Source organism: Bradyrhizobium sp. UFLA05-89 (assembly GCF_059803475.1).
In genome coordinates, this window is the sequence record NZ_JBANBA010000121.1 from 1 (window position 1) to 14017 (window position 14017).

The window sequence follows — 14017 nt, forward strand, 5'->3', positions numbered from 1 at the left end:
GCCTGCTGGCCGGGCGCAAGCGTACCGATCTGCGGCAAGCCCAGCACTCGCGCACCGCCGGCCGTGGCCCAGTGCACGACGTTTTCGGCGGTGACGGCATTCGCGCCCTTCACCGCGCGATGGGTGTGCCAGGCGCTGTGCATCTCGCAGACCATGTCGGCGGCCTCGTTCGAGGCGGCGCCGTCGACGCCCAGCGACACCGCACCGCCGAGCGCTGCGAGCGCATCGGCTGGCGCGACACCGGAGCCGAGCCGGCAGTTCGACTGTGGGCAGTGCGCCATGCCGGTGCCCGTGTCGGCGAGAATTTTCACCTCGTCATGGTCGAGATGCACCATATGTGCGTACCAGATATCGGGGCCGAGCCAGTCGTGGTCGGCAAGCCAGTGCACCGGGCGTTTGCCGTGCACCGACATGCAGAAGTCGACATAGTCCGACGTTTCCGACAGATGGCTGTGCAGCCGCAGTTTCATGCGCCGCGAGGCTGCAATCACTTCGCGAAGCTCACCCGGGTCCAGTGACCAGGTCGGCGTGGTCGGCGCCATCGCAACCTTGGTGAGACCGGCGGGAGAGGGGTCATGAAAACGCTGGGCGCAGGCTTCGACCGAGGCCAGCATGCGCTCGAGCGGTTCAACCGGCGTCGGTGCTCCGTCGCCGCCGCTGATGTGGCTCGTCCTGGTGCCGCCGCCGCGGCAAAGCACCAGGCGCAACCCGAGGCTGCGGGCGACTTCGAAGATCACCGCCGCCGGATCGAAACGGTAGGTATCGCTAAATAGATAGTGGTGATCGGCCACGGTCGTGGTGCCGGACAGCAGCAACTCGGCAAGGCCGATCCGGGCCGCGACTGCCAGCGCCTGCTCGTCGATCTTCGACCAGTACGCATAGGGCACCGACCGCAGCCAGCCGGCGAGCGGCTGATTGATGCCGGCCTGTACCCCCTTCAACACGCTTTGGAACAGGTGGTGGTGGGTCGAGATCAATCCGGGATAGATCACGCAACCGGAGGCATCCAGCCTTCGTTCGCCGGGCTCCGGCGTGACCATGCCGATCGCCGTGATGATACCGTCGCGAATCCGGATCGATCCCTGGGCGCGCATCGCGTCGCCGGCGAGGCCGGTGAAGATCCCCTCGGCGTTCTCGATCAGCAAGGCGCTCATGCTTCGGCCCCGATCTCGCTGTCGTGCCAATTTGACAGCGCGAGCTTGGACAATCCCCCCATTGCGCCAAACAGCAACACGCCGGTAACGGTGATCAAGAACAGTGCAGCGAACATCCTGGGAATGTCCAGCTGGAATCCGGCATCGAGAATCTCGTAGGCGAGTCCTGATGAGCGGCCGCCGGTGCCGGCGACGAACTCGGCGACCACCGCGCCGATCAGCGCGAGCCCGGAGGAAATGCGTAAGCCGCCGAAGAAGTACGGCAAAGCGCCGGGAATCCGCAGCCGCACCAGTGTTTTCAATCGGCTGGCGCGGTTCATGCGGAAATAGCTGGCGAGGCCGGGATCGACGCTGCGCAGGCCCAGCGTGGTATTGGAGATGATAGGAAACAGAGCGACCAGCGTCGCGCACACGGTCAGTGAAAGTTGCGTGTTCTTCACCAGGATGATGATCAGCGGCGCGATCGCCACGATCGGCGTCACTTGCAGCAGTACCGCATAGGGAAACAGGCTGATCTCGATGGCGCGGCTTTGCACGAACATGAAAGCGATCAGCGTTCCCAGTACAACGGCAGCGGCGAACGCCTGTAGCGTGATCCGCAAGGTGATCATCAGTGCGCGCAGCAGCGACGGACCATTCTTGACCAGGCTGGCGGAGATGTCGCTCGGTTTCGGAAACAGATAGACCGGGATTGAGCCGAGGCGGCAGCCGATCTCCCATACTGCGAGCAGCACCACGCCGACCGCGAGCGGCGCGGCGATTCGTACGAAAGTCTCCGATTGCAACAGCGGCTTCATGGCGTGGCTCCCGATGCCGACGGCAACGACGCTTCGGCAAGCCAGGTCGACAGTTCGCGGCAGTAGGCGGCGAACCGGGCGCTGTCGCGGAACTCCTGGCTGCGCGGTTGCGGTTCATCGATGGTCATGGTGCGGAAGATGCGGCCGGGGTTGGCGGCGAGCACCACGATCCGGGTCGACAGGAATACGGCTTCATAGATCGAGTGGGTGACGAACACGGTGGTCAGCTTGCGTTCCCACCACAATTTGATCAGATCATCATCGAGCTTGTTGCGGGTGAATTCATCGAGCGCGCCGAATGGCTCGTCCATCAACAGCAGGTTCGGCTCGGTGGCGAGTGCGCGTGCGATTGACACCCGCATCTTCATGCCGCCGGAAAGCTGGCGCGGGAAATGCCGTGCGAAGGCCGAGAGGCCGACTCGGGCGATGGCGTCGCTGACCCGCGGATCGGCCTTGCCACGTGGCACGTCTGCGAGGTCGAGCGGCAGCCGCACATTGGTATCGACCCGCGCCCAGGGCATCAGGGTCGGCTCCTGGAATACGAAGGCGAGGCCGCGGCCATCCTGGCCGACCTGTCCGAAATCGCCGCGCCACCACAAAATGCGACCGTCCGACGGCTGGATCAGATTGGCGATCAGCTTGAGCAACGTGCTCTTGCCGCAGCCGGACGGGCCGATCAGCGTGAGGAACTCACCCTCGGCGATCGTGAGGTCGATCGGCGCTAGGGCGCGGGTGCCGTTGGCGAAGATCTTTTCTGCGGACAGCACCTCGACCGCCGGCGGACGATCGGCTGCGCGGTGCGTGGTGTGCGCGTCCAAGGGGGCGCTGGGCAAGGGGGCATTCATGATAGGTCTCTTCGTGGAGTCATGATCGTCGGATCTCTGCAAGCTTCGTTCCTCGGCGCCGTCCGCTAGAAGGCGACCTTCAGATCCTTGACAAAACGATCGGTGAACGCCTTTTGCCATTCGGTCTTGGGATCGAGCAGGCTGGCGGCGACCAGGAAGTCATAGGTCTGCTTCCATCGCGCCGCCGTCATAATGCCGATCCCGCCGGTGGCGGCGTCGCCACCATTAAGCGCCTTGGTCTGCTTCAGCTTGTCGATCGCGAATGCGATCTGGGCGTCAGTCATTTTCGGATTGTCGACCTTGATCAGGGCGTTGGCCGGTTCCGGGTTTTTGAGGTAATCACGCCAGCCCTCGAGCGATGCCTTGACGAAGCGCGCCACCACATCGGGTTTCTCGGCGAGTATCTTCTCGGTGGTCACGATCGTCGAGCCGTAGGGCGGATAGCCACCGTCGGCGAACAGGAAGAATTTAACCTTGACGCCCTGCTGCTGCGCCTGAAACGGTTCGGACGAGAGATAGGATTGCTGCGACACCGCGGGATCGGCAAAGAACGGTTGCAAGTTGAAAGTGTAGGCGCGGATCTGGTCGTCGGTGTACCCGTATTTGGCGCGCAGCCACGGCCAGAACGTGGTCCGCGACGAACCGGAGATCAGGATCGGCTTGCCTTTCAAGGCGGGGAGATCTGCCACGTCGTCATGGGCCATGATGCCTTGCAAATCGAACTGGAATGAGGACGCCACCGTCACCAGCGGCAGTCCCTGTTCGCGGCCCTTCAGCACCTGGATGTCGTAGCCCATCAGGAAATCGGTCTCGCCGGCCAGCAGGAGCTGTGATCCGTTCACCTGCGGTCCACCCATCTTGATGGTGACGTCGAGCCCGGCCTTTTCATAAAGCCCGGTCGCCTTGGCCTGATAGAAGCCGCCATGCTCGGCTTGGGCGAACCAGCTTGTCAGAAATGTCACCTTGTCGGCGGCGGCCGACGGAGCGACGAAGGCAATGCAAGCCGCAATGGCGAGCAGAGCACGGGACACGATGGTCATGATGGCGTTCATGGCAACCTCGGTGTGATCTCGATCGGATGGAATTCCCATGGCGGCGGAATCCCGGTGGCAGCGTTCCCGGCAATGCAAAAGATGCACGCGACGTCTGTCATCCGGAAGCATTTTGATTCGAGGCATACGTTGCCTTTTAGGCAACGTACAAAAAGCCCGGTCCAAGTCTCTGCGCACACCATTGTCAACGGCTCCCTGATGCCATAGTCGAACATCATGGTCGTGCGCGCAGCAACCGCGCGGCGCGGCGTGAAAAGGATCAGAGCATGGACAAGCCGCGTCGCCGGGTGTGGTGGGACGAATACGCCTCACGTGAGTTCGAAAGTCTCGATCAATCGAGCACCATCGCCGTCCTGCCGATTGCAGCTTTAGAACAGCACGGGCCGCATCTGCCGGTTGGCGTCGACGCGGCGATCAACCGCGGCATGCTCGAGACACTGATCGATCGTCTGCCCGGTGATCTCGACATCCGTATCCTGCCCATCCAGCAGGTTGGAAAATCCAACGAGCATTTGCGGATGCCCGGCACCTTGACCTTGCCGGCGACGACGCTGATCGAGGCCTGGACCGAGCTCGGATTGTCGGTTGCGCGCGCCGGCGTGCGGAAGCTCGTGATCGTCAACTCGCACGGCGGCAACGACGAGGTGATGGGCATCGTCGCGCGCGAACTGCGGGTGCGCGCCGACATGCTGGTGGTCAAGTCTGCCTGGTCGCGGCTCGGCAAGCCGGCCGGCCTCTACAGCGAGCGCGAGCTGAAATTCGGCATTCACGGCGGTGACGTCGAGACCTCGCTGATGCTGCATTTCCGCCCGGAGTTGGTCGATATGGCGCGCGCGCAGGACTTCCGGTCCGTTGCCGAGGACGACGAAGCGGCCTTCGACCATCTCAGGCCGACCGGGTTCATTGCCTATGCCTGGATCGCCGGCGACCTCAATCTCGACGGCGCGGTCGGCGAAGCGCACAAGGCGACGGCCGACAAGGGGCGCCTCACCGCCGAGCACGGCGCGAGGGAATTCATCAAGCTCCTCTACGACGTGAAGGCCGTGAAGCTGCCGCGCTGATCAACCACGCTCGAACAGCTGCCGGATCAGCGTCGTGATCCGGCCGCTCGGCGAGCCCAAAGCGTGCATGACCGAGAAGTGGTCGGCGCCTGGAAGTTCCTCATAGCTGATCGGCAATCCATTGCTGGCGCGGTGCGCGGCCATGTCGGCGGTCTGCTGGCGCAGCATCGGCAATTCGGCAGCGCCGACCACCAGCGCCAGCGGCGCCGAAGGGCCTGCCGCGTGGAGCAGCGGTGAATTGCGCCGCGACATCGCCTCGTCGAGCTTGAGCTTGACGTTGAGATAGCTGTGGCGGATCGGTTCCAGATCGAAGACACCGCTGATCGCAAGGCCCGCCTTCACGCGCGGATGCGACAGCGCCATCGTCGCCAGATGTCCGCCGGCCGACCAGCCGGATACGACGATGCGGTCAGGATCGCCACCGAGCGCGGGAAGTTGTTCAACCAGCGCGTCGAGCGCCCGATGGATCTCAGCGACGATCTCGTCCAGGGTCTCGTCTGGCGCCAGCGTGTAGCCGGGCAGCGCGACGTTGATGCCGTGAGCCATGGGGCCCTCGGCAAACCAGGTGACCATTTCCTTCGAGCGCATCTGCCAGTAGCCGCCGTGGATCAGCACCAGCGTCGGTCCGCCATCGGCGGCCTTGAGGAAATCGATGCGATTGCGATCGCGTGGACCGTATTTCAAGTCGAGATGTGCGGGATGCTTGGCCCGCACGACAGCCGAGCGCTGCTCCCAGCCTGCGACAAGCTCGGCGCTGCCAGGGACGGCGGCGCTGTTGTTGAACCCGAGGTCGCGCTGCTCCTGGCTCATCGATCGCCAGTTGGTCTCGCCGAATATCGTCGCCATGAGATGTCCTTGAATGCCGTTGGTCGCCCTATTGCAGCGCGCGACTCATAGCCCCTCCATCGCCCGGCGGACCTCCGCGAGAAAGCGGCGCCGCCTGGCTGCGGTCGCGACGTTCATATGGTATAGCGCATGATAGCGTGCCCTGGCCTTGAATCCGGTGAACCAGGGCAGGTAGCGCGTCACGATCTTGCGCGGCGGATCGGCCATGGCGATGGCTTTCCAGCGTGGGCGACCATAGGTCGAAATGCCGCTGATGCGCCTGATGTGCTGAAGCAGTGGTTTCGCATGCGCCGGGTCGGACAGGTCCATCGCGATGCCGGGGCCGAACATTCGATCGAACCAACCCTTCAGCATGGCCGGTGGGCCAAACGACCAGGTCGGAAACTGCACCACCAGCGCCTCCGCAGCCATCAGCCGGTCGACATGGGCCTGGTTGTGGGCCCGGTTGCGCGCGGGATCGTGATAGTCGCGCCGCCGCTCGGCTGTGAGCACGGGATCGAATCCATCCGCATAGAGGTCGAGCAGGTCGACCGTATGTCCGGCCTGCGAGAGACCGTCGAGCGCCTCGCGACGGATCGCGGCATGAAAGCTGTCGTCCAGCGGATGGCAATAGACGTACAGCACGCGCACGTCACCGCTCCGCCACGAAGCTGCGCATCTTGCCTGGATTGAGCAGGCCGTAAGGATCGACTTCGCGCTTGAAGCCGAGCTGATCGGCATCGACGCGCTTGTAGCGGCTGCCGTCCTCGACCGTGTACACGTGCGGATTGGCGATAAAGACCTCGTGCGCCTCGTGCAGACGGATGATCTCGTTCAGCCGCTCCGCGTTGCTGTACCGCACCACTGGCAATGCGCTACAGGTCAGCTGGCCGTTGAAGCGGATGAATTCGAGATGCTGCAACACCTCGCCCGGAAACATTGTGCGCATCTCCTCAACCTTCTGCAGCAGGCGGTCATGAGGGTAGAGGCATTGCAGATAGGTCACGGTGCGGTCGCTCTTGAGCACCTGCAGGGTGGTATGATTCCAGGTGTATTCGTACAGCGGCACCTTGCCGGGAGCATCGTCGGTCGGCGTCTCCAGGGTGATGGTGCCGCGGCCGCCGAGCAGCTTTCTGAAGTCTTCCAGCGAGCCCTCGGCGATCATCGCGATCAGGATGCTCTTGCCCTCGGGACAGCAGGATTTCAGCGCGCCGAAATAGGACGGCAGCGGCCATGTGATGGGCGACAGCAGCTTCTTGACGATGTTGTCGGCAAGCGCGGCTTCTCGGCCGAACTCGACCGCGGCCAGGAAATCGTCGAACGCGACAACGACGTCGATCCATGGCTGTGCCGGCGCCAGCGGCATCTCGAGCGCGGTGATGATCCCCGTGGTGCCGTAGGCACGGTTGATCTTCTGCGTCGCGTCGTCGCGCAGCTCGATGATGCGGGGCTCAGGTTCCATGGTGACGATGCGCGCGGCGAGGATGTTGCCGGGCTCGCGCAAGCCGCCATGGGTGATCGAGCCGACGCCGCCGGACCCGCCGGCGACGAAGCCGCCGATGGTCGCGCTGCGCTTGGTCGAGGGATGCATCCGCAGCTCAAAGCCCAAAGGCTGTGTCGCGGCGTCGATCGCATTCATCTTGGCGCCGGCGCCGACACGGATCTGCCCGGGTCTGATCCATTCGATCGTGTCTAGCGCGGTGACGTCGAGCAACACGCCGCCGGCGAGCGGTACGGCCTGGCCATAATTGCCGGTGCCACCGGCCCGCACCGTCAGTGGTACGCGGTGACGTGCACAGGCCGCGGCAACGCGGACGACATCGGCCTCGTTGCGCGGCGCGACGATCAGATCGGCCGACTTGCCGTTGAGCTGATCGTTGAGAACCGGACTGTACCAGAAGAAATCGCGCGAGCGCCGGCGCACGATGGTGGGATCAGTCACGACCGGGATATCGCCGAGAGCGGCGAGCAGCGATGTCAGCCGGTCGGTCGTTGGATGCCGGTTGGAGGCGACGTCAAAGGGCGTGAGATCGTTCATGGTGCGCTTGACCTTTCCGATCGCGGGCCGCGGCCGGCGAGGGCAGCGGCAAGGACGGACGACTCCAGCACGAAGCCGAAGCATTGGTTCACATTGTAGACGGTCGCAGCCATGCAATAGTCCGGCGAGGTGGTCGCGGCACAGTCGCGCAGCAGCATGCAGTCGTAGCCAAGGAAATTGGCGGCCTGCAGCGTGCAGAGCACGCATTGGTCGGCATTGACTCCAGCGAAGAGGAGTGTCGTGACATTGAGGTTGCGCAGGATGCTGTCGAGTTCGGTATCCTGGAACCCTGACATGCGATACTTGGCCACATGAATGTCGGTGGACTCGACGGTCAATTCTCCGACAATCGAGGCCGACCAACTGCCGCGTTCCAGCACCCTCGCGTCGGAGCCCGGCAACCGGTCACCGAGTCCGACGCCCGTGCCTGATGGCTTGTAGACATGCAACAGAGCCGGGCTGAGGTTGAGCCGATCGGGCCGGTTGCCCCAATTGAGCCAGATCACCGGGACATCGAGACCGCGCAGCACGGGCAAAAGCTGTTGCAGCGGGGCGATCGGCGCGCGCGCCGGCGTCACGTCGACACCGATGTGGCCGAGCCAGCCGTCCGGGTGGCAGAAGTCGTTCTGCATGTCGATGACGATGATGGCGGTGCGCACGAGATCGAAAGTCACAAGCTTGGCGCCGGCATCGATCGTCACCGGCTGCGGCTCGACCGGCGGCCGCACAAGGTTGGCCTGGCTCGCCGAAACCGACCAGCGGTTGCGCGCGCTGGCCCCGAGCGGCTTGAGATCTTCGACTGGTTGGAGACGGGTGTTGGTCATCGCAAAACCGCCAGGTCGCGTCCCTGCAGCACGGCGATGTCGTCAGCCTCGACCTCGACCGGTTCACCGCTACGGATCAATTCGGCAAAGCCTTCGTTTGGTGTCATCACCGTCAGGCAATACAGCTTGCCGGCCCCGGTGTTCTCGATCACGTGCTCCGAGCCGGGATGCAGCAGCAGCGAGTCGCCCTTTTTGATCGGCAGTGTCTTGCCGTCGCAGCGCGCGATACCTTCGCCGTGCAGCACATGGAAGAATTCGTGCGCGGCTGCATGCTCGTTCGGCGGAGTCGCGCCGCCCGGTCGGAAGATTTCAATGACGAAGATGTTGTCGATCCGGTCGGTCTCATGATCGAACAGCATCACGAAATAGTTGGTGTCGGTCGGCGAGATGCGGAAGGCCCTGGAGTGAGCGAGATTTTCGACGCTGAACGCCATGATGGGGACTCCTGATTGCGGTGGGCTCGAGCGTGCGGGCGTGCGCGGGACGAGCCACGACGGATTCAGCACGCCCGGAGGCTTGCATAAAAGCGCTTTATTTCGCAAACACCGTTGCCTTTCAGGCAACGTAACAGCATGCTCCAAAGCGAAGCTTTTTTCCAAGCAGGAGCAAAGGGATGTTGCATAGCCGCCTGTTGACCTATGTGGACGAGGTGGCGCGCACCGGATCGATCCGTAAGGCTGCGAGCCACCTTAACGTCGCAGCCTCCGCCATCAGTCGCCAGATTCTTGCGCTCGAGACCGAGCTCGGGACGCCGATTTTCCAAAGGCTGCCCCGCAAGCTGATTCTCACTGCGGCGGGTGAAGTGCTGGTCGGCCACATTCGCCAGACCCTGAAGGAATTGACCCGCGCGCAAGGCAAGATCGAGGAACTGAAAGGTTTGCGCCGGGGCGAGATCACGGTGGCGATGATGAGTGGTCTGGCCTCGAACCTGGTACCCGGTACCGTCAAGCAGTTCCGGGTCTCCAATCCCCGGGTGCGGCTCTGCCTCACGCTGTTGACCACCGGCGAGGACATTCAATCCGCCGTCGCCAGCGGCGAGGCCGACCTCGGCATCGGCTTCGATTTCATCCGCGGCAGTCACCTGAAGGTGCTGGCCCGCGCCGCCGGCAAGCTCGGCGCGGTGATGGCGCCGAGCCATCCGCTCGCCAAGCGCAACCAGATCCGGCTCAGCGACTGCGTCGACTATCCGCTGGTGATCGCCGACGGGTCGACCGTGATCCGGCCTTACCTTGACTCGGCATTTGCGAAAGCCTCGCTGGACCCGCTGCCGATCATCGAAACCAATGCCATCGAGATTATGCGCCACGCCGCCATTCTCGATAATGGCATTACCTTTCTCACACCGTTTGACATCGAGTTCGAGCGACGCGTCGGCCGTCTCGTTTATGTGCCGGTGCGCGAGTTGGCGAATGAGACGCAGACGCTGATGCTGATCGGCCACGAGCGCGGGACGAGCGCGATCGCCAGCGTTCTCGCGGAAATGCTGAAGGCGATGATGCGCGAGGCAGCGGCGTGAGCGACCGGGGCGTCACCCGCAGTCATCGTCGGACGAGCCCTGATTGATTCGTTGTCTGCTGCCGCCGTCGAGGCCGGCGTCGAGATCTGCGTAGGATCGAAGGTCATCAGCGCGGAGCGTCGTGTGCGATTGTGCCTGAGGGAGGCAAGCGTCTCGAAAAATAGGCGCGGACGGCATTCACTCTGTCGTCCGGAGGAGTGTTGCCGGCGAACTGGCCTTCGGCCAGTATCGTAAGGGTGCCATTCGGCTCCTGATCCAATCCATCCAGGGGCGGTCTTCTTTCTTATTGTCGGTGAGACGACACTGTCTCAGTTTGCACCCAATTGGACTTCGGTAGCTGGAGCTAGCTCAAACTTGCTAGGATGAAAGAATGACCCGCTTCTCGGGCGCCGAAAGCGCCTCATCGGCCAGAGCGGCCGTCTCCGGCTTCCGACCCTCGATGGTCAGCGCGTTCTGTTCGGCGGTCACCGCGATATCGTCGGCTCGGAAACCGGCCACCGCCAGGGTGATCCGTAGTTGTCCTCGCCAGAGCGTTCGATGTTGTAGGGGCGGATAGTTGTCATCGGTCGCCTAGCGGAGCGCATCGTCGACGAGGCCGGCCAGATGGTCGAAGCCGATGGTGGAGCGCCAGAGGGGCGCGAAGTCGAAGGTAGTTCTCATATCCAAGTCCTCCTAGGAGCAAGATGGTTACAAGAAGCGCAAGACGGCCGTCCGTGAGCGAGGCTGCAACATTCGAACGACGTCGCGAGCAACGGAATATTTCGAGAGCGTGTCCTATCCTTGCTGGTCGTGGGAGCCTGCGCGTTGGGCGGACGCACTGTTTTGCTAATACAGGCGCTACCGCCAATATTTCATGGGTTTCCGTTGGGGCAGAAACGACTTTCGAGCGGCACCGAGACAAGTTTGAGGAGCGAAGACGTGTCTAACAAAACGTCCAACAAAGCGTCCAACAAGAAAATCCCGGCCGTAAGTGGGCGCCGAGGCGGCATCTACAAGCCAACGTGATTCCGCCTCCGGAATTGAACCTAGCGGGCAGCCTTACATGGCGATGTGTGCTGCTCCTTGATCTGAGCGTTGCGGGGTTCGCGATCTGGATGCTGCCTGAGCCGGTGAGCCGCTTCAAAACCGAGCTGGCCGTCGTTGCACGCGACGAGGTGACCGTGCAACAATCGGTGATCACGCCTGAGCGCTGCGGCGCGGCAATTCCGGGTCTTGCGAAGTGACTACCCGAATGTAGACTAAGCCGGTTTTTAAAGCGCTCTAATCGGTTGAATTCGGCATTTCTACGATTGCGATACAACTGCTTTTCCTCTGGGGGTATCCCATGCTCGATCCGGCAACGACCGCGCTCCTGCGTACCGTCCTCGATGAAGTCTGCGAAGACGTTTCGCGCTTCGAATCCGGCACACGCGTCCACGTAGCGTCTAGGATCCTGGAAGCCGCCACGAGAGGTGACACTTCGCCGGACAGGCTCAAGCGCATTGGCCGCGAGGCTCTCCACGACGCGCCGACGATGTGGCGATAGCTGGGGCTCGGGGACGTGAACTTCCAGGTCACGGTGCTCAAGATCCTGGTGAGCTACCCGGACGGGTTCGCCGTCATGGCGGACCTCAAGCGCGACATGGCCATCCTTGCAACGAGTGGACGGGACTGGGCTGAGCGGACGAAGCGGCTCGCCGCACGCGTGGCGGATCTCGATATCTTCTCGCAAGCGCTGGTTGAGCGCCTGAACGGCGGCTGGCGTATCACTGAGAAGGGACGCGCGGTACTGGAGCTCATGGAAGCTCGTCCTTCTGAAGCGGAATCGGAAAGACAGGCAGCTCCTGCGGTGCCCGCGGCTAGTCTTCCTTCCTCGACCCGGCTCGCCCGGGATCAACGCCGTCAGCGCCGCCGAACCGCCCGCGAGCGGGCCAGAGCGAAGGCGTCTTGATCTCCTCCTTCCGAACCTCCGGCTAGCAAGGGGAAACGGGAAATGTCTAAGCCCTCCTTCAAGCATGGCTCGTACTGCGCCTCCTCGAGCGCGCCTAGCCCTGGATGAGGGTTCAGAAGACCCATATGCATTTCCATTGCGGATCTCCCACCGGCACATCCGCGGCTTTCGGAAGCTAAAATTTGATCCTAAATCGCAATGCTCCCTCAGCGGACTGATGCTACGCTGGGTCCAGCAGGGGGACTAACACTTGGCCATCTACCGGATACTTCAGAACTCACCTCTCGGGCCAGAAGAGATCACGCGCCTTTCCGCCGCTTACGAGCAGGCCCTCCGTACGATTGGCGTACGGGATCGAAACGATCCCCTCACCGAACTGATCGCAAGGAAGATCATTGAGATCGGGCAGACCGGCGTCAAGGACCCCGACAAGATCTGCGTCCGGGCCATCGAGGAACTGCGCCTGCCCAAAGGATAGTCGCAAGCCAAAGTCTGCTGTCAGAGCGCGAACAGGTCCGCCCGCACAAATGGGTCCGATCGTTGAGCTCTCAATTCCGTGAGCCGTCCTCGTCCACGAGCACATCGAGAGGGACCGCGAGGGCCGCCAGGCTTTCGGAGCCCGAGCATAGCTTTTACCCGGTAGGGTTGCCGCCACGCAACGCTGTCCGCTGCGCGTATTCTCGCAGGAGACCTGCTACGGTACGAACATCGACGGCCACTCACCGAGCCTCCTGTCCGGGGTATGCAGGTTCGACACAGCAAAGCGACTTTTAACCGGCGCGTCGTTATCATGCCGACTATCCAGAGATCTCTCGAGCTTCTGCACTGCCCGGAAGTCCTCTAGGTGCAGCGTGTTCGGGCCATAAGCCGCCTCTTTCTTGAATTGTATATCCGACCGACCACCAGCTGCAGATGCTTCATCCTGCCTCGCGGCATCGCTCTGGCATTGCAAAGAGCTCGGACGGCGTAAGCCCGGAAGTAGTCCAAAGCGTCTGACATGATGTCGGCTGCACTCACGTCAGTCCAAGGTTAGCTCTTAGGAAGGACGAAATGAGCTGAGCCGTGACGGCAGGCCGCTCTTCGGGGAAAAAGTGCCCGCCCGATACGGCCTGTCCTTGGACATTCTCAGCCCAACGTTGCCAGAGACCTAGTGGTCCGCCGGCATCGCTGTACCAAGTTGCCAGCGCCCCCTCTTTGCTCCATAGCGCCAGCAATGGGCAGCATATTCGTTGGCCGGCATCGAGATCGGCTTTGTCGTTCTCTCGATCCAAGCCGGCGGCGGCGCGGTATTCGTCACAGATGGCATGAATATGGTCGGCGTCGCGAAGCGCTGCGACGTACTCCTTGCGGACCCATTCGGGGAACGCATCCGATGATGATCCCCATTCGTTGATTGCATTGTCCACGACAGCTTCGGGAGCCCCTGCAATTAGTCGCTCTGGAAGCGGTGATGGCTGAGCAAGCAATGAAAACGGCCAGAACGAAAGCGTGAGACGCGCGTCGGCGCGGTCCCAGACATCAAATGTAGGCACCACGTCCAATACACCGGCGCAAGCAATCTGTGCCGGATGGTCCAGCGCTGCGCGATAGGCAACACGTCCGCCTCGATCATGACCAATTATGGAGAATCGCTCGTACCCCGCTGCTCGCAGTGCCGTGACGAGTGACGCTGCCATCTCGCGCTTCGACATAGCAGATCGATCATTAGCCACGGGACACTCGCTCCTCCCGTAGCCCGGCAAGTCCGCGATAATCACTCTGAAGTCTCTTGCCAAAACGGGACCGACGTCGCGCCACATCAAGCCCGTTTCCGGAAATCCGTGCAACAGGAGGACGGCTGGTCCGGCTCCGCCTTCGCGCACAAAAATTCTACCACGAGCGCTCTCGAGCAAGCCCGTGCTGAACCCTGTCACATCGGCTGAATCGGTCATGGAGCCAAAACGGCGGCGACGGGTACAGGTTCCAACGTACAACC

At 62.6% G+C, this 14017-nt stretch carries 16 protein-coding genes and 1 pseudogene; 6 read left to right on the forward strand and 11 right to left on the reverse strand.

What is annotated here, in order from left to right; translation table 11 throughout:
* From SO139_RS38590 to SO139_RS38605, 4 genes are all read right to left on the reverse strand, one after another.
* Positions 1 to 1154 (reverse strand): amidohydrolase family protein (locus SO139_RS38590; RefSeq protein WP_498541664.1); only part of this gene is annotated, 1154 nt, incomplete at its 3' end.
* Positions 1151 to 1951 carry an ABC transporter permease gene (locus tag SO139_RS38595; RefSeq protein WP_498541665.1) on the reverse strand — a complete coding sequence of 267 codons (801 nt, stop codon included), beginning with the start codon at positions 1949 to 1951 and terminating at the stop codon, positions 1151 to 1153. The genes SO139_RS38590 and SO139_RS38595, both read right to left, overlap by 4 nt.
* Positions 1948 to 2796, reverse strand: a complete 849-nt coding sequence (locus tag SO139_RS38600; protein WP_498541666.1) for an ABC transporter ATP-binding protein — start codon at positions 2794 to 2796, stop codon at positions 1948 to 1950. Before SO139_RS38600 ends, SO139_RS38595 begins: the two co-directional genes overlap by 4 nt.
* A 65-nt stretch (positions 2797 to 2861) precedes the next feature.
* The gene (locus SO139_RS38605) at positions 2862 to 3887 is read right to left on the reverse strand and encodes an ABC transporter substrate-binding protein (protein WP_498541667.1); all 1026 of its coding nucleotides are present in this window, start codon (positions 3885 to 3887) and stop codon (positions 2862 to 2864) included.
* 227 nt (positions 3888 to 4114) lie between these two features.
* Between SO139_RS38605 and SO139_RS38610 the strand changes: the two genes are divergently transcribed.
* Positions 4115 to 4909, forward strand: a complete 795-nt coding sequence (locus tag SO139_RS38610) for a creatininase family protein (RefSeq protein WP_498541668.1) — start codon at positions 4115 to 4117, stop codon at positions 4907 to 4909.
* On the opposite strand, the gene SO139_RS38615 is transcribed toward SO139_RS38610, so the two are convergent.
* From SO139_RS38615 to SO139_RS38635, 5 genes are read right to left on the reverse strand one after another with little or no spacing between them, the layout of a single operon-like run.
* Positions 4910 to 5755, reverse strand: coding sequence for an alpha/beta hydrolase (locus SO139_RS38615; protein ID WP_498541669.1), 846 nt, complete (start codon positions 5753 to 5755; stop codon positions 4910 to 4912).
* A 45-nt stretch (positions 5756 to 5800) separates the two neighbouring features.
* A complete protein-coding gene (locus SO139_RS38620) occupies positions 5801 to 6385 on the reverse strand; it encodes an NAD(P)H-dependent oxidoreductase (RefSeq protein WP_498541670.1) in 585 nt (194 codons plus the stop codon).
* 1 nt (position 6386) lies between these two features.
* On the reverse strand, positions 6387 to 7772 hold the full coding sequence (locus SO139_RS38625) for an FAD-binding oxidoreductase (protein ID WP_498541671.1): 1386 nt from the start codon (positions 7770 to 7772) through the stop codon (positions 6387 to 6389).
* Positions 7769 to 8596 (reverse strand): cysteine hydrolase family protein, encoded by an 828-nt coding sequence (locus SO139_RS38630; protein ID WP_498541672.1) that lies wholly within the window; start codon positions 8594 to 8596, stop codon positions 7769 to 7771. The genes SO139_RS38625 and SO139_RS38630 overlap by 4 nt, the downstream gene beginning before the upstream one ends.
* Positions 8593 to 9030: a cupin domain-containing protein gene (locus SO139_RS38635; protein WP_498541673.1), complete on the reverse strand. Its 438-nt coding sequence runs from the start codon at positions 9028 to 9030 to the stop codon at positions 8593 to 8595. Before SO139_RS38635 ends, SO139_RS38630 begins: the two co-directional genes overlap by 4 nt.
* 179 nt (positions 9031 to 9209) lie before the next feature.
* Between SO139_RS38635 and SO139_RS38640 the strand changes: the two genes are divergently transcribed.
* The gene (locus SO139_RS38640) at positions 9210 to 10112 is read left to right on the forward strand and encodes a LysR family transcriptional regulator (protein ID WP_498541674.1); all 903 of its coding nucleotides are present in this window, start codon (positions 9210 to 9212) and stop codon (positions 10110 to 10112) included.
* Between the two features lie 414 nt (positions 10113 to 10526).
* Here the strand turns inward: SO139_RS38640 and SO139_RS38645 are convergent.
* A pseudogene (locus SO139_RS38645) lies at positions 10527 to 10772 on the reverse strand (Hsp20 family protein); the annotation flags it as partial.
* Between the two features lie 392 nt (positions 10773 to 11164).
* On the opposite strand from SO139_RS38645, the gene SO139_RS38650 reads away from it, so the two are divergent.
* The 4 genes from SO139_RS38650 (at position 11165) to SO139_RS38665 (ending at position 12520) form a co-directional block, all read left to right on the forward strand.
* Positions 11165 to 11335: a hypothetical protein gene (locus SO139_RS38650; RefSeq protein WP_498541675.1), complete on the forward strand. Its 171-nt coding sequence runs from the start codon at positions 11165 to 11167 to the stop codon at positions 11333 to 11335.
* Positions 11336 to 11436: 101 nt separating this feature from the next.
* Positions 11437 to 11637 carry a hypothetical protein gene (locus SO139_RS38655; protein ID WP_498541676.1) on the forward strand — a complete coding sequence of 67 codons (201 nt, stop codon included), beginning with the start codon at positions 11437 to 11439 and terminating at the stop codon, positions 11635 to 11637.
* A gap of 15 nt (positions 11638 to 11652) precedes the next feature.
* Positions 11653 to 12042 (forward strand): hypothetical protein, encoded by a 390-nt coding sequence (locus SO139_RS38660; RefSeq protein ID WP_498541677.1) that lies wholly within the window; start codon positions 11653 to 11655, stop codon positions 12040 to 12042.
* Between the two features lie 250 nt (positions 12043 to 12292).
* The gene (locus SO139_RS38665) at positions 12293 to 12520 is read left to right on the forward strand and encodes a hypothetical protein (RefSeq protein WP_498541678.1); all 228 of its coding nucleotides are present in this window, start codon (positions 12293 to 12295) and stop codon (positions 12518 to 12520) included.
* A gap of 535 nt (positions 12521 to 13055) precedes the next feature.
* Here SO139_RS38665 and SO139_RS38670 read toward each other — a convergent pair.
* Positions 13056 to 13973 carry an alpha/beta fold hydrolase gene (locus SO139_RS38670; protein WP_498541679.1) on the reverse strand — a complete coding sequence of 306 codons (918 nt, stop codon included), beginning with the start codon at positions 13971 to 13973 and terminating at the stop codon, positions 13056 to 13058.
* Positions 13974 to 14017: the final 44 nt, after the last annotated feature.